We start from the raw sequence: 14,895 nt of genomic DNA on the forward strand, positions 1-14,895 counted from the left end.
GTGCCGACACCCATCGGGTGAACGTTCCTGACGCCGCCCCGGGCGGCGCGGCCCTGCCGGTGCGGAGCCTGACGTTCACGGCCCTGTTCGCCGTGGCGGTGTTCCTCGGACGCCTCACGATCCTTGACGGCACGAGCCTCAGTCTCGTCTGGCCCGCCGCCGGGGTGGCGGCCGCCTGGTTCTGCGGCACGCGGAACCGCTGGCTCGACTACCTCCTCCTGGCCGCGGTCACGGTCGTCGTCAACGCGCTGACCGGCGCCGGTCCGGCACTGCTGGCGGGTTTCGTCGTCACGAACCTGGGTCAGGCCCAGCTGTTCGCCACCCTGCGCCGCCGCTGGTTCTCCCCCGGGTCCGGGCTCGGCACGCGCCAGCTGGCGGCCCTGCTCGGCACCGCCGCGACGGCCTGCGCCGTCGGAACCCTCGGGGGAACCCTCACCGTGGCGGCCGCGGGCGGGACACCCAGCTGGCTCGGAGCGGCCGTGTGGTTCACCCGGAACTTCGCGGGCATCCTGCTCGTGGCACCCGTCGTCCTGCGCCTCGAGGCGCGCGTGCACGTCGCGTGGCCCCGGACGCGTCGCGGGCGCGTCGAACTCGTCGCGGCCGTCGCGACGTCCTGCCTCGCCTACGCCGCCGTGTTCTGGGGTCCGTCCGGGATCCCCCTGTCGTTCCTGCCCCTCGCGGCGACGATCTGGCTGGCACTGCGCTTCGACACGACGATCGTCGTCGTCACCGACCTCGTCGTGGCCGCGATCACCGTCGTCGGCACGTTCCACGGGATCGGCCCCTTCGCGGGGATCCAGGACGACGCCGCCCGCGCGCTCGTCGTGCAGGTCCACGTGGGTTTCGTGGCCGCGCTGGGCATGGCCCTGGCGGTCGGCCGCGACGAGCGCGCCGAACTCCTGCGCCGGCTCTCGACCGCCACGACGCAGGCCCAGCAGGCCCACGCGGAGGCGGAACGCAGCGCCCGGTTCTCCGACGCCGTGCTCGCCAGCGTCGGCACCGGCATCGTCGTCGCCGACCCGGGCGGCCGCCTCCTGCTGTTCAACGACACCGCCCGCGCGTGGCACGGCCTGGACGCCGACGACAGCCTCGACCCGGCCCTGCACGCCGACAACTACCACCTCTACGGACCGGACGGCGTGACCCCGCTGACGCCGGCGCAGATCCCCCTGCTGCGCACCCTCGCCGAGGGTTCCGTCAGCGGCGCGGAGATCGTCATCGCCCGGCCCGGGGAGGGTTCGGTGCCCGTCGTCTGCAGCGGCCGCACGGTCACCGACGAGGCGGGCACCGTGCTCGGTGCCGTCGTCGCCATGCACGACCTGTCCGAGGTCCGCTCCCGCGAGGCGCAGCTCGCGAGCGCCAACGCGCAGCTCGAACTGCACGCCGGGCGCGTCGAGCGGCTCGCCGAGGCCTCCCGCGCGGTCCTCGTCGCCGACGACCCGCGGCGGGCCGTCTGCGAGGCCGCCATCGCGGTCGCCGGGGCGCACGGGGCCTTCCTGGCCCAGCCCGACGGCACGGGCCGCCTCGTCGCGACCGCCGCCACCGGGATGCCCGAGGACTTCCGCCTCGACCTCGACGTGCGCCGGGACACCAGCCTGACGCTGTCGAGCTACCTCTTCTGCGAACCGCTCTTCGTCGCGGACGTGGCCCTGCACCCGCAGGCCAACGCCCGTCTCGCGGCCGTCGGGGGACAGGTCTCCGGAGCCTGGCAGCCGGTCGTCGACGCCGACGGGGGCGTCGTGGGGGTGTTGTGCGTCGTGTGGCGCGACCGCGTCGCCCGCCTCGACCCGACGACCGCCGCGGTCCTCACGGGACTCGCGGCCGAGGCGGCGCACGCGTTCTCCCGCGCCGACCTCCTCAGCCAGCTCGCACGGGCCGCCGAGCACGACCCCCTGACGGGCGCGGTGAACCGGCGGCGCTGGGACGACCTCGCCCGCACCGAGATCGCCCGCGCCACCCGGTCGCGGACACCGCTGACGTTCGCGCTCATCGACCTCGACCACTTCAAGCGCTACAACGACACCCGCGGCCACCTCGCCGGGGACGACCTCCTGCGCGCCTTCACGGCCGCCGCCGCCGGGCAGCTGCGGGAGGTCGACACCCTCGCCCGCTGGGGCGGGGAGGAGTTCGCCCTCCTGCTGCCCGACTGCTCGGCGGCGGACGCCGTGGCCGTCGTCGACCGCATCCGCGCCGCGGTCCCGGACGGTCAGACCTGCACCGTCGGGGTCTGCGAGTGGGTTCCCGGTCTGGACGCCCGCGCCGTCGTCGAGGCCGCCGACCGCGCCCTCTACGCGGGCAAGGCCACGCGGAACACGACCGTCGTGGGCTCCGCCGAACCGGTGGTGTCGGCGCCGAAGGCCTTCAGCCTCTAGAACGCCCGCACGAGAACACTCACGTGCGTCGTGCGTGGTCCTGGTACCTGGTCGTCGGAGGAGCCCTGCTCCTGTGGTGCCTGGCCCTGCCCGTGGGGGTGCTCCGCGCGGTCGTCTACGAGGTGCTGCCCGTGGCCTCCGCCGCGGCCATCGTCGTCGGCACCCAGCGGTGGCGGCCGCCGCAGCGCCTGCCGTGGTTGCTCCTCGCCGCGGGGCAGCTGTGCTCGGCGGGAGGGGACCTCGCCTTCAACTGGTTGCAGGTGGTCCTGCACGTCGAGCCGTACCCCTCGGTGGCCGACCTCGGCTACCTCGCCGCCTACCCCCTCCAGGCGGTGGCCCTGGTCCTGCTGACCCGGGGCCGCCGGCTGGACCGGGCGGGCCGGATCGACGTCGCCCTCGTCACCGTGGCCATGGCGCTGCCGCTGTGGGCCTTCCTCGTCGAGCCCACCGTCGAGGGCGGCGGCACCCTGCTGCAGCGAGCGGCGGACCTGTCCTACCCCCTGTGCGATCTCGTCGTCCTCGCGCTCGTCGTCCGGCTGGGGGCGATCGCCGGCGGGTACAACCTGTCCTCGCGGCTGCTGGGCCTGGGCGCCCTCGTGCTGCCGGTGGCGGACCTCACCTTCGCCCTGTTCCGCAGCGACGGGCACCTGCTGGTCCTGAACTCGGCGTGCTGGCTCCTGGCCTACCTGTCCTGGGGTGCCGCCGGTCTGCACCGCTCGATGCGCGCGGTCGCCCACCCCGACGTCCGGCCCGACCCGACGGGCCGGCGGCGGCTGGGGCTCGTCGTCGTCTCGATGCTCGTGGTGCCGGGGATGCTGCTGCTCGAGGCGGTGGGGGCGACGGGCCACCACCTCCTGGACACCGCCCTGGCCGCGCTGCTGATCATCGCCCTCGGCGCCACGCGGACCCAGTTCGCCCTGACGTCCGCCCTGCGCTGGGCCCGGCGCACCGAGCGACTGCGCGCCGAGGTCGAGCACCGGGCCGCGCACGACGCGCTCACGCTGCTGCCCAACCGCGCGAGCGCGCTGGAACTGCTGCGCCAGGCGCAGGAGCGGGCCTCGCGCAGCGGGGCCACGACCGGCGTCCTCGTCGTGGACGTCGACCGCCTCGCCCGCGTCAACGACGCCCTGGGGGACGAGGTGGGCGACGGGGTGCTGCGCGCCGTCGCGCGCACGGTCGAGGACGTCGTCGGCCCCCTCGACCGCGTCGGCCGGCTCGGGGGCGACGAGTTCGTCGTCGTGGTCGAGGACGTCGAGGACGAGGGGGCGCTCGCCCGCGTCGCCGAACGCCTGCGCCGCTTCCCCGTCGAGGCCGCCGGTCACGCGCTGGACCTGACGTGCAGCGTCGGCGTCGCCCTGCAGTCCGCCGGCCGGCGCGCCGCCGCCACCGAGCTCCTGCACGAGGCGGTGACGGCGGCCGCCCGCGCGAAGGCGGCCGGCGGGGCGCGCACGTGGTTCTTCGACGACGCGCTGCGCACCGAGCTCAGCGAGCAGGCGGCCCTCGAGGACGCGCTGCGTGCCGGTCTCGCGGCCGGGGAGCTGGTGCTGCACTACCAGCCCGTCGTCTCCCTGCAGACCGGACGCACGAGGGGCTTCGAGGCGCTCGTCCGCTGGGACCGCCCGGGCCACGGCCTCGTCCGGCCCGACGAGTTCATCCCCGTCGCCGAACGCAGCGACCTCGTCTGCGACCTCGGTCGCTGGGTCATGGCGCAGGCCGCGGGCCAGCTCGCCCGGTGGCGCTCCGACGGCACGGTGGACCAGGACGTGCACGTGGCGGTCAACCTGTCCGGCCGGCACCTGGCCGAGACGACGCTGGTGGAAGACGTCGCGCAGGTCCTGGCCTCCAGCGGGCTGCCCCCGCACCTGCTCGTCCTGGAGGCCACCGAGACGGTCGTGCTCGACGGCCCCGCCGTCCTGCCGAACCTGCACGCGGTCCGCGACCTCGGCGCGCGGTTGAGCCTGGACGACTACGGGACCGGCTACACCTCGATCGAGCAGTTCCGCACGCTGCCGCTGGACGCCCTGAAGATCGACCGGAGCTTCCTCGTCGCGGACGCCCCGCAGGACGTGGCCCTCGTCGGGCTCATGGTCCACGCCGCCCACACCTTCGGGCTGGTCGTCGTCGCGGAGGGTGTGGAGCGGCCCGAGCAGGTCGAGCTGCTGCGCGGCCTCGGCTGCGACCTGGCGCAGGGCTACCTGTTCTCGCGTCCCGTGCCCGCCGGGGAGGTCCCCGCGGCGCTGCGCGGGGCCGTCGTCGTCTGAGCCGGCCTCAGAGGGGCGCGGGCTCGGGGGCCTGCATGACGAGCCGCTCGCGCAGGAACGTCTGCAGGTTCGCGCCCAGCGGGTCGCCCGGCTGCGCCTTCTCGGGGTCGTCCAGACCGCGCTCGCGGCGCGAGATCGTCGGGCCGTCGCGGCGCAGGGACTCCAGGAGCCGGCGCGAGTAGGTGCCGACCAGCAGGCAGTGCAGGGCTTCGGCACGGAGGGTGTCGTCAAGACCTTCGAGCCACTGGTCGTGCGAGGCGATCACGTGAACAGTGTGCACTGCCCCGGTTCACGCGGACGACACCCGTCGGAGGCTGCGCCGGGACGGTCACCGGACGTACCAACGACGTCACCCCAACGGCGCGGCGTCCCTCACGGAGCGCACGCGCGCGACCACCGGGCACACCTCCCCCGCCGTCGCTCGCGGGTGTCGGCACCCGCGGCTAGGGTGCTGGACGATGGACGGGACGAGCGCGGCCGTGGCCGGTGGCGCCTTGAGAGAGGGCCTGCCGGAGGTCCTTCACGGCCAGCCCGGGGCGGTGCTCCTGGTGCGGGTCGAGGACGGCACGGTCCTCTTCGCCAACCCCCTGGCCGAGCAGCTCGCCCCCGGCGTGCGGCTCCCCTGCCCCATCGACGAGTGGTCCCGCCGCGCCGGCCTGGAGAGCTCGTCCGGCGACGACATCAGCGATCCCGCCAACGACGCGTCTCCCCTGTCGCGCATCGCCCACGGCGAGCCGGTCCACGGCGAGCGCGTCACGGCCGCCCGGTCCTCGGACATGTCCCACGAGCGCGAGGCGCTGTGGGTCATCGGGCTGCCGCTGACCGACGCGCCCGTGGACGCCCTGACGAGCCTGGCCCTCGTCGCGCTGCTGCCGCTGCGGGACGCGGGCATGGTCCGCGACGCCCAGCAGTCGGCCGAACGCCTGCACTCGCGCGCGGTCCTGGCCAGCGACCTGTCGTTCACGATCTCGGACCCGAACCAGCCCGACAACCCGCTCGTGTGGGTCAACCCGGCCTTCGAGAAGGTCACGGGCTACGGCCGCGACGTGCTCGGGCAGAACTGCCGCTTCCTGCAGGGGCCGCAGACCGACCGCGAGGCCGTGCGCCGCATCCGGACCGCGCTGGAGACGGGTGAGACCGTCACCGAACTGCTCCTGAACTACCGCAAGGACGGGACGGCCTTCTGGAACGAAGTCGTCATCTCCCCCGTGCGGGACTCGGCGGGCAACGTCACCCACCACGTCGGCGTGCAGTCGGACGTCACCCTGCGGGTGCAGGCCGAGCGCGAACGCGACGAAGCCCTGGCGGCCGCGCGCGACGCGCGCCGTCGGCTGGAGTTCCTGTCCAGGGTCACCGACAAGCTCTCCGAGGTGCTCGACCCCGACGCGGCGCAGGACCTCCTGCCCTCGCTCGTCGTGCCGGACTTCGCCGAGTGGGCGTTCGCGACGCTGCTGGACACCACCGGGCGCACCCGGCACATCCGCGCCTCGCACGCGAACCCGGCCATGGCCGCGGACGCCACGAGGTTCCAGGAGATGCACGCCGACCTCGGGGACAACTCGATCTCCATGCGGGTCCTGCGCGGCGACCTCGGCCCCACCCTCGTCTCCCTCGAGGACGACCACGTCGACGTCGTGACCGCCACCCGCGAGACGGCCGACGTCCTGCGCCGGCTGGGGCTCGGCAGCGCGGTCGTCGTGCCGTTGCGGGCACGGGGCGCCGTGACGGGGTCCCTGACGCTGCTGTCGGGCCCGGACCGTCCGCCGTTCACGGCCGACGACCTCGCCACGGCGACCGACCTCGGTGCGCGCGCCGGTGTCGCCCTGGAGAACGCGCGCCTCTACGCGCAGCAGCGGACCTCGTCGGAGACGTTGCAGCGCAGCCTGTTGACGCCCCCCACGCCGTCGCCGGGCCTGGCCGTCGCGACGCGGTACCACCCCGCGGCCGAGGCCGCGCAGGTCGGTGGCGACTGGTACGACGCGTTCACCCAGCCGGACGGGTCCACCGTCGTCGTCATCGGCGACGTCATGGGCCACGACGTCCTCGCGGCCGCCGCGATGGGGCAGCTGCGCACGCTCGTCCGCGCCCTGGCCTACGACCGCTCCGCCCAGCCGGCCGAGGTCGTCCGCCGCCTCGACGAACTGCTCGAGGGTCTCGGCGTCAGGACGCTGGCGACGGGTGTGGTCCTGCAGCTCGACGCCGGCCCCGGGCAGCGCGGCGTCCGCTGGTGCACCGCAGGGCACCTGCCCCCCGTCGTGGCCGCACCCGACGGCACCGTCCGCATGCTGGAGGGCGACGGGATCGTCCTGGGCCTGGGCTCGGGCCAGCAGCGCGACCAGCACGAGGACGCCCTCGCTCCCGGCTCGCTGCTGCTGCTCTACACCGACGGCCTCGTGGAGCGGCGCGACCGCCCGATGGAGGACCGTCTGGCCGAGCTGCGCTCCGTCGTGCGCGACCTGTCCGACCACGACGTCGAGGCGGTCTGCGACGCGCTGCTGGAGCGGATGCTGCCCGACGGCAGCGACGACGACGTCGCCATCGTCGTGGTCCGGGTCGGCTGACCCGCGGCGTCCCGGCTCAGTCCGCCAGGTCGCACCAGACCGTCTTGCCGGGCTGCTCCTCGCGCACGCCCCAGTCGGCGCACATCGCCGCGACCAGCCCCACCCCCCGGCCCGACTCCGCCGAGGTGTCCGGCGAGGTGTGCCGCGGCCGTTCGGGGCTGCCGTCGCTGACCTCCAGGTGCAGCACGCCGTCGCGGCAGTCGAGGTGGGCGCGCAGCGGCGGGGCTCCGTGCTCGACGGCGTTGACGGTCAGCTCCGAGACGGCCAGCAGGGCGCGGTCGAGGAGGTCGCCACCGTGGTCGGGGCAGACCCGGTCCCGGACGAAGGCGCGGGCCCGACGCGCGGCGCTGAGGTCCGCGGGGAGGTCCAGGTCCGCTCCCGGAGTGGTTCTGCACACAGGACCATCGTGCGGCCCGCCCGCCGCTCACGCTTCTGGTAGAGCGTGCAACCACCCCAGGGGGCGGCACCGGTTGCCCCGGGTTAGCGTGGTGCCCGAGCGCAACGGTGCGCACGTCCCCCCGCCCACCCGACCCCTGGAGCAGTCGTGCCCACCACCGTCAAGGCCTACGCCGCCACGTCCGCGACCGAACCGCTGACGCCCTTCGAGGTCGAGCGTCGCGACGTCGGCCCCAAGGACGTCAAGATCGACATCAAGTTCGCCGGCATCTGCCACTCCGACATCCACACCGCCCGCAGCGAGTGGGGCCCCGCGACGTACCCCGTCGTCGTCGGCCACGAGATCGCCGGGATCGTCGAAGAGGTCGGCTCGGAGGTCACGAAGTTCAAGGTCGGCGACCGCGTCGGCGTCGGCTGCATGGTCGACTCCTGCGGCGAGTGCAAGAACTGCCTCGCCGGAGACGAGCAGTTCTGCCTGAAGGGCAACGTCGGCACGTACAACAGCGTCGGCAAGGACGGCCAGCCCACCCACGGCGGGTACTCGCAGGCCATCGTCGTCACCGAGGGCTTCGTCTGCGGGATCCCCGAGGGCATCGACCTCGACGTCGCCGCGCCGCTCCTGTGCGCCGGGATCACGACCTACTCGCCGCTGAAGCAGTGGGGCGCCGGCCCCGGCAAGAAGGTCGCCGTCGTCGGCCTCGGCGGGCTCGGCCACATGGCCGTCAAGATCGCGCACGCCATGGGCGCCGAGGTCACCGTGCTGTCGCAGTCGCTGAAGAAGCAGGAGGACGGCCTCCGCCTGGGCGCCGACCACTACTACGCGACGTCCGACCCGGACACGTTCAAGGCCCTGCGCGGGCAGTTCGACATCATCGTCAACACCGTCAGCGCGATGCTCGACTTCGACGCGTACCTCTCGCTGCTCGACGTCCGCGGCGCCATGGTGAACGTGGGCCTGCCCGAGAAGCCGCTGTCCCTGAAGATGTTCTCCGTCGTCATGGGCAACAAGAGCTTCTCCGGTTCCAACATCGGCGGCATCGCCGAGACCCAGGAGATGCTCGACTTCTGCGCCGAGCACGGCATCGGGTCCGAGGTCGAGGTCATCGCGGCCGACAAGGTGAACGAGGCGTACGAGCGCGTGCTCGCCTCCGACGTCCGCTACCGGTTCGTCATCGACACCGCGACGCTCTGACCACCGCTCCCACCGCCTGACCGCGCCCTCCGGGGGCGGGATCGCTGACGCATCCGGCTCGTCCTACGAGCTCGCCGCGTCGGCGATCCCTCCCCCGGAGGGCGTTCGTCGTCCCCCGGACGTAGCGTCGCGACCATGGACATCGGCATCATCGGCGCCGGAAACATCGGCGGAAACCTCACCCGCGCGTTCTCGCGCCTCGGCCACACCGTGAAGGTCGCGAACTCCCGCGGACCCGAGACGCTCGCCGACCTCGCGCAGGAGACGGGGGCGACCGCGGTCGCCGCGGAGGACGCCGCGCGCGGCGTGGAACTCGTCGTCGTGACGATCCCGCAGGGCAAGGTCCCGGACCTGCCCGCCACCCTCCTCGACCCGCTGCCCGACGGCGCCGTGGTCGTCGACACCGGCAACTACTACCCGCAGCAACGCGACGGCCGCATCGACGCGATCGAGGGCGGAACCCCGGAGACGGTGTGGACGGCCCAGCACCTCGACCCCCGCGGGCGTCTGCAGTGGGTGAAGGCGTTCAACGGGATCATGGCCGAGCACCTCCTCACGGCGGGCCGGCAGCCGGGCGACCTCGAGCGGCGCGCGCTGCCGATCGCCGGGGACTCCGCCGACGCCAAGCGGGTCGTCGGCGGTCTCGTCGACGAGCTCGGGTTCGACGTCGTGGACGCCGGCTCCCTCGCCGACTCCTGGCGTCAGCAGCCCGGGACCCCCGTCTACGGGGCCGAGGCCGGGGTGGACGGCATCACCCAGGCCCTCGCGGACGCGCCCACCGAACGTCCGGCGGAGTTCCGCGGCTGACACCGTCGAGCCTCCCGCAGGACCTGTCGACCACCAGGCACGACCCCCGCGGGAGGCACCCGGCTGCGCCGCGCCCGACCTCGCGACACAGAGCTCGGTCGACGCGGCGACCGGGGTGCAGACGGTGATCAGGCGCGTGCGGGTCTGACCGTGTCCTTCCCGGGGGCAGACTCGGGGCCGTGCCCCGGATCCTCGTCGTCCCCGTCGGCAGCGTCCCCGACGTCGCCCCGCTGCGCGCGCTCGCGGACGTCGAGGTCCTCGCCCCCGACGACCCCGGGCTGACCGGCGCCCTGGGCCGCGCCGACGGCCTCGTGGTCTGGGACGGCATGCACCCGGCGCTGGAACGGGGATGGACCGCGGCGGACCCGCGGCGGCTGCGCTGGGTCCACACCTCCAGCGCGGGACCGGACCGGCTGCTGTTCCCCGCCCTGCGCGACCACCCGTGCGTCCTGACGTGCAGCCGCGGGGTGCTCGACACCGACATCGCCGAGTACGTCCTGGCGAGCGTGCTCGCCGTCCTCAAGGACCTGCCCGGGACGGTGCGCCGGCAGGCCGGGCACCGCTGGGAGCACCGCACCACGCGCAGCCTCGCCGGGACCCGGGCGCTCGTCGTGGGCGCGGGGTCGATCGGGACGCGGGTGGGCCAGGTGTTCGCCGCCCTCGGCGTCGCGGTCGACGGGGTCGTCCGCACGCCCCGGCCCACGACAGCGCCCTTCGGCCGGCTGGTCGGCCCCGGCGACCTGGCCCACGTGGCGGGGGACTACGACCACCTCCTCGTCACCGCACCGCTGTCGGAGGCCACCCGGGGACTCGTCGACGCCCGTGTCGTGGACGCGCTGCGCCCGGGTGCGGTCGTCGTCAACGTGGGCCGCGGGCCGGTCGTCGACGAGGACGCGCTGCTGCGGGCCCTGCGGGCGGGACGGCTCGGCGGGGTGGTCCTGGACGTGTGGGCGCGCGAGCCGCTGCCGGCGGACAGCCCCTGGTGGGACGAGCCCGGCGCCGTGGTCTCCCCGCACCTGGCCGGGGACGCGGCCGGTTTCCGCGAGCGCCTGGAGGCGCTGCTGCACGAGCAGGTGCGCCGGTTCGTCACCCGGGCCGAGCTGCTGCACGTGGTCGACAAGGAGCACGGGTACGCGATCACCCCTACGGTGAGCGCGTGAGCTCGGACATCCGTCGTGTCGTCGTCGTCCTGAACCCCAACAGCACCGGTGACGGGCCCGCGAACGCCGAACGGCTGCGCGGGGAACTGGACGGGACCGTCCCCGTCGAACTCGTCGAGACCCAGCACGCCGGGCACGCCGAGGAGATCGCCCGCGACGCCGTGCGCGAGGACGACGGCACGCTCGTCGTCTCGGCCAGCGGCGACGGCGGCTACCACGAGGTCGTCAACGGCGTCACCACCGCGGGGCGCGGACTGGCCGCCGTCCTGCCGTCGGGCAACGCCAACGACCACGCCACCGCGACGCAGGACCGTCCTCTGGCGCAGGCGATCCGGGACGTCGTCGAGGGCGGGCGCCCGACGCGCATCGACCTGCTGCAGGTCAGCGGTGAGGGCAGGTCGCGGGTCGCGCACTCCTACGCGGGCGTCGGCATCACGCCCGTCGCGGCGGCGGCCCTCAACGAGCACGACCTCGACGCCGTGAAGGAGTCGTTCCTCGTCGTCCGGGCGTTCTGGCGCTACCGGCCGATGACGATCACGCACGACGGGCAGCAGATCGACCTCGACAGCCTGGTGTTCGCCAACATCGACCGGATGGGCAAGTACGCGCAGCTGTCCGACGACTCCGCGCCCGACGACGGCCGGTACGAGACGCTGCTCATCCGGCACCGCAGCAAGCTGCGCCTGCTGGCCGACTTCACCCGCGTCCTGCGCGGCGTGCACCCGGTGAAGTCCCGCTCGGAACCCTTCGAGTTCCTCACCCACTCCCCCATGCCGCTGCAGCTGGACGGTGAGGTGTTCCACGTGGACGGGGGGTCGACCGTGACGGTGCGCTGCCTACCCCTCGCCCTGCGGACGGTGCGCTGAGGCGTTGCGCGCCACCGTGTCCTGCGTCTCGTCGAGGATCTCCCCGGCGCGCCGCAGCGACGCGGCGAGGGCGGCCGGTCCCCGGCCCGGGGCGGCCAGCAGGGCGTGGACCCTGTCCGCGAAACCCGTCGGCGCACCGGCGAGGCGGCCCGTCGCGGTGACGGCTCCCTTCTCGTTGAGCACGAACCGGCCCGCGTGGGCGTGCAGGGCGTGCGCGCACAGGAGCAGGACGCGGAACAGGCAGCCTGCGACGTAGGCGCTGTCCCCGCGCGGCACGGCCTTCGCCGCCCCGCCGAGCAGGAACCGCGCCTCGTCGAGCCGCCCGACGACGGCGTCGCGCAACGCGGGCGGGAACTCCGCCACGCTGCGCCGCAGCGCGGTGAGTTCCCCGCTGGGGTCCGCCAGCAGAACCCCGTGGGCGAGTTCCCCGGCGTACGTGGTGCCCGGGAAACCCAGCGGGTGCCCCACCTGGAAGTGCCACTCGAACCGACCGTCGACGGCGTCGGAACAGCTGCGGGCGACGCGGTCCACGTCGCGGTAGAGCCAGTCCACGGCGGTCCCGTCCACCCGCAACCAGCCCCCGCCGTCCACCCACGGCCCCCACCCGCCCGGGGCGACGAGACCGGCCGGGGCGTCGGTGGTCTCGTCGGCGAGCGCCTGGAGGGCGTCGAGGTCCAGGGGCGCGCGGTAGTACAGGCCGAGGTCGATGTCGGAGTCCGGGGTGTGCTCCCCGCGGGCCCGGCTGCCGCCGAGGCTCACCCCGACGATCCCGGGGACGCGGACGAGGCGGTCGGCCAGGGTGTTCAGGTCCAGGGACACCCGCCGACCCTCACCGCAGCGCCGCCGCGGTGTCCAGCGGTTTCAGCCGAGGAAGTCCCCCACGAGGCCCGCGACCTGCGTCCGGAACTCCTCGACGTACCCGTGCCGGGCGCCGTCGAGCACGACGAGCTCCGCGGCCGGGATGCGGTCGGCGAGCAGCCGCGCGTTGGCCGGGGGCGTCAGCCGGTCGTCGCCGCCGTGGACGACGAGGGTCCGGGCGGCGACGAGCGGCAGCAGGTGCCAGCCGTCGTGGCCGGTGCTGGCGCCGTGGTGGGCGCGCCGCACGCGGGGCGTCCCGGTCGGGGCGAACCGGGCCGCGACCTCGGGGTTCCGCGCCGACCACGCCGGGGTGAAGAACAGGTCGGCCAACCCCTGGCGGCCGGCGGCCGACCCGGCGTGCCGCAGGGTCCGGGACACGGCGTCGTCGCACGGGACCTCCTGCGCCCCACCGGGTCCGGTCGCCCCCAGCACGAGCCGGTCGACGCGTTCGGGGAAGCGGGCCGCGAGCACCTGGGCGACGCGGCCGCCCATCGAGAACCCGTGGACGTGGGCCCGGGCGACCCCGAGGGCGTCGAGGACGGCCACGGCGTCGGCAGCGAACAGCGCGGTCGTCCAGCCGTCCGGGCCCGGTCCGCCCGTGCTCGCCCCGGTCCCGCGGGTGTGGACGACGACGCGGGTGCGGCCCGGCAGGGCGGTGACCAGGCCGGCGGCGGTCTCTGGCCCCAGGCTCTGCCCCTGCAGGAGCAGCACGACGGGGCCCGTGCCGGTGACGTCGGCCGCGACCTCGACGGGCCCGTCCGCCCCGGCCGGGTCGACGGGCACCAGGACGCGTGCGGTCGGCTCGGTCGGCACCGGCCGAACCTACTGCTCGAGGGCCACCGGACCCCGGTGGGCGTGCTTCACCACGTACATCCGGGCGTCCGCCGCGGCGAGCAGCGCCTCGACGACCGCAGGGACCAGGTCGTCGTCCTCCGGCCGCCCGGCCGCGAGCGCCCGGGGTTCCTCCCGGACGGCGCCGATGCTGGCCGAGGCCTGGACGACGGTGCCCTCGACGGTGAACGGCTCGGTGAGCGCCGCCCGCAACCGGTCGACGACGGCCTCGGCACGCGCCTGCGGGTCGGTGACGAGGACGGCGAACTCGTCCCCGCCCCACCGGGCGGCGCAGTCCTCCTCGCGGACGCAGGCCCGCAACCGGGCCGCGACCCCGCGCAGCAGCTCGTCGCCGGCGGCGTGGCCGAGGGTGTCGTTGACGGCCTTGAACCGGTCGAGGTCGACGAAGGCGACGACGACGGTGTCCCCCGTGCGCAGCAGCGAGCGCACGGCCTCGGCCGTGCGCTCGGAGAAGCGGCGTCGGTTCTCCAGCCCGGTGAGCGGGTCGACGTGGGCCAGGACGTCGAGCTGCCGCCGCTGCCGTTCGGCCGTCACCAGCAGGCGGCGGTGCTCGTCGAGGGCGAGGAACTGCCGGCCCATGACGAGGACGGCCATGAGGAGCAGCGCCACCAGGACCAGGCGGTCCGACGACGCCCACAGCCGGACGGCGCCGAGCACCGTCGCCGGGCCCATCGCCAGGTACGGCACGAACCAGCCGAGGGACCCGACGCTGGGCGCCCGGTCCACCCGTCGGTGGTGCGGGTGGTTGCGCGCCCCGACGGCGAAGGTGCCGAACGCCGCGATCCAGGCGAAGTCGGAGAACCCGCCCGTGGCGAAACCGCCCTGGGCCAGGACCCCGTAGACGTAGACCGCGTCGGCCAGGGTCTGCGCCGTGGCCGCCACGAGGCAGAAGACGCCGACCCGGGTCGCCCCGAGGCGGGCCATCTGGATGATCGTCGTGGTGAGGAAGACGAGGTCCAGCAACGGGTAGCTCAACGGCAGGACGAGGTCGGCCGCGGGGTAGGACGAGAGCCGCACGGCGTCCCCGAGCCAGCCGACCCAGACCACGGTCAGCAGGGCGGTGCCCAGGAGCAGGCCGTCGAGCAGCGCGGCGAGGCCCAGGTGCGAGCGGGCGCGGCCCCACAGGTGGACGAGGCCGGAGAGGACGAGGGTGAGTGAGAAACCCAGGAAGGGGCCGTCGGCCCACGTGGTCGCGTCCTCGATGAGGCCCAGGACGTCCTGCGCGGTGTAGACGACCTGGCCGGCCCCCCACAGGCCGCAGGCCGTGGCGAGCAGCACCCAGCTGCGGCGGGCCCAGCCGGACGGCACGTCCCGCCACGCCGACCGCGCCAGCAGCCCCGCCGCCAGGAAGGCCGCCAGGGCCTCACCCACCCCGAAGAGGAGCAGCGAGGCCGTCGACCCGCGCCCGAAGAGGGATTGCGCGACAGCGAGGCCGACGAGGACGGCGGCGAGGACACCGAAGTCCGCGCCGAGGCGACCGGCCGCGCTCAGCGCGTCCCACCCTCGCCTCGACCAGGTCCGCACGATCTGCTGATCGTCCCAGGTGCGCGTCGACTGGACCCCCCGTCAC

The 14,895-nt window shown here is 74.8% G+C and carries 12 protein-coding genes; 7 read left to right on the forward strand and 5 right to left on the reverse strand.

The genetic code is table 11. From position 1 onward, the window contains the following. Nucleotides 1-17 precede the first annotated feature (17 nt). Both ACFEMC_RS19815 and ACFEMC_RS19820 read left to right on the forward strand, forming a co-directional pair. Entirely contained in the window at nucleotides 18-2,372 is a 2,355-nt protein-coding gene (locus tag ACFEMC_RS19815; RefSeq protein WP_380171215.1) for a diguanylate cyclase domain-containing protein, read from the forward strand. Between the two features lie 23 nt (nucleotides 2,373-2,395). Further along, nucleotides 2,396-4,633, forward strand: coding sequence for a putative bifunctional diguanylate cyclase/phosphodiesterase (locus ACFEMC_RS19820; protein ID WP_380171216.1), 2,238 nt, complete (start codon nucleotides 2,396-2,398; stop codon nucleotides 4,631-4,633). A 7-nt stretch (nucleotides 4,634-4,640) separates the two neighbouring features. Here ACFEMC_RS19820 and ACFEMC_RS19825 read toward each other — a convergent pair whose 3' ends face one another. Further along, on the reverse strand, nucleotides 4,641-4,898 hold the full coding sequence (locus tag ACFEMC_RS19825) for a hypothetical protein (RefSeq protein ID WP_380171217.1): 258 nt from the start codon (nucleotides 4,896-4,898) through the stop codon (nucleotides 4,641-4,643). A gap of 193 nt (nucleotides 4,899-5,091) precedes the next feature. Between ACFEMC_RS19825 and ACFEMC_RS19830 the strand changes: the two genes are divergently transcribed. Further along, nucleotides 5,092-7,194, forward strand: a complete 2,103-nt coding sequence (locus tag ACFEMC_RS19830; protein WP_380171218.1) for a SpoIIE family protein phosphatase — start codon at nucleotides 5,092-5,094, stop codon at nucleotides 7,192-7,194. A 16-nt stretch (nucleotides 7,195-7,210) separates the two neighbouring features. Here the strand turns inward: ACFEMC_RS19830 and ACFEMC_RS19835 are convergent, their stop codons facing one another. Then, nucleotides 7,211-7,591 (reverse strand): ATP-binding protein, encoded by a 381-nt coding sequence (locus ACFEMC_RS19835; RefSeq protein WP_380171219.1) that lies wholly within the window; start codon nucleotides 7,589-7,591, stop codon nucleotides 7,211-7,213. 147 nt (nucleotides 7,592-7,738) lie between these two features. Here ACFEMC_RS19835 and ACFEMC_RS19840 point away from each other — a divergent pair, with 147 nt between their 5' ends. The 4 genes from ACFEMC_RS19840 (at nucleotide 7,739) to ACFEMC_RS19855 (ending at nucleotide 11,615) form a co-directional block, all read left to right on the forward strand. Further along, nucleotides 7,739-8,782, forward strand: a complete 1,044-nt coding sequence (locus ACFEMC_RS19840) for an NAD(P)-dependent alcohol dehydrogenase (protein ID WP_380171220.1) — start codon at nucleotides 7,739-7,741, stop codon at nucleotides 8,780-8,782. Nucleotides 8,783-8,833: 51 nt separating this feature from the next. Continuing rightward, the gene (locus ACFEMC_RS19845) at nucleotides 8,834-9,589 is read left to right on the forward strand and encodes an NADPH-dependent F420 reductase (RefSeq protein ID WP_380176883.1); all 756 of its coding nucleotides are present in this window, start codon (nucleotides 8,834-8,836) and stop codon (nucleotides 9,587-9,589) included. 179 nt (nucleotides 9,590-9,768) lie between these two features. Next, on the forward strand, nucleotides 9,769-10,749 hold the full coding sequence (locus ACFEMC_RS19850) for a D-2-hydroxyacid dehydrogenase (protein WP_380171221.1): 981 nt from the start codon (nucleotides 9,769-9,771) through the stop codon (nucleotides 10,747-10,749). After that, complete coding sequence (locus ACFEMC_RS19855) at nucleotides 10,746-11,615, forward strand: diacylglycerol/lipid kinase family protein (RefSeq protein ID WP_380171222.1); 870 nt, start codon at nucleotides 10,746-10,748, stop codon at nucleotides 11,613-11,615. The genes ACFEMC_RS19850 and ACFEMC_RS19855 overlap by 4 nt, the downstream gene beginning before the upstream one ends. Here the strand turns inward: ACFEMC_RS19855 and ACFEMC_RS19860 are convergent. Genes ACFEMC_RS19860 through ACFEMC_RS19870 form a run of 3 tightly spaced genes read right to left on the reverse strand, consistent with a single transcriptional unit; the run spans nucleotide 11,586 to nucleotide 14,849 of the window. Continuing rightward, nucleotides 11,586-12,434, reverse strand: a complete 849-nt coding sequence (locus tag ACFEMC_RS19860; RefSeq protein ID WP_380171223.1) for a nucleotidyltransferase domain-containing protein — start codon at nucleotides 12,432-12,434, stop codon at nucleotides 11,586-11,588. The genes ACFEMC_RS19855 and ACFEMC_RS19860 overlap by 30 nt on opposite strands. A gap of 42 nt (nucleotides 12,435-12,476) precedes the next feature. Beyond that, nucleotides 12,477-13,286 (reverse strand): alpha/beta fold hydrolase, encoded by an 810-nt coding sequence (locus tag ACFEMC_RS19865; protein ID WP_380171224.1) that lies wholly within the window; start codon nucleotides 13,284-13,286, stop codon nucleotides 12,477-12,479. A gap of 9 nt (nucleotides 13,287-13,295) precedes the next feature. After that, nucleotides 13,296-14,849: a diguanylate cyclase domain-containing protein gene (locus ACFEMC_RS19870; protein ID WP_380171225.1), complete on the reverse strand. Its 1,554-nt coding sequence runs from the start codon at nucleotides 14,847-14,849 to the stop codon at nucleotides 13,296-13,298. Nucleotides 14,850-14,895 lie beyond the last annotated feature (46 nt).

The sequence above is a fragment of the Kineococcus sp. DHX-1 genome, from assembly GCF_042473625.1.
Classification (GTDB): Bacteria; Actinomycetota; Actinomycetes; order Actinomycetales; family Kineococcaceae; genus Kineococcus.

What these genes read in the sequence shown, in the direction of transcription:
- ACFEMC_RS19830 (WP_380171218.1), top strand. Translation starts at nt 5,092, where the DNA reads ATGGACGGGACGAGCGCGGCCGTGGCCGGTGGCGCCTTGAGAGAGGGC.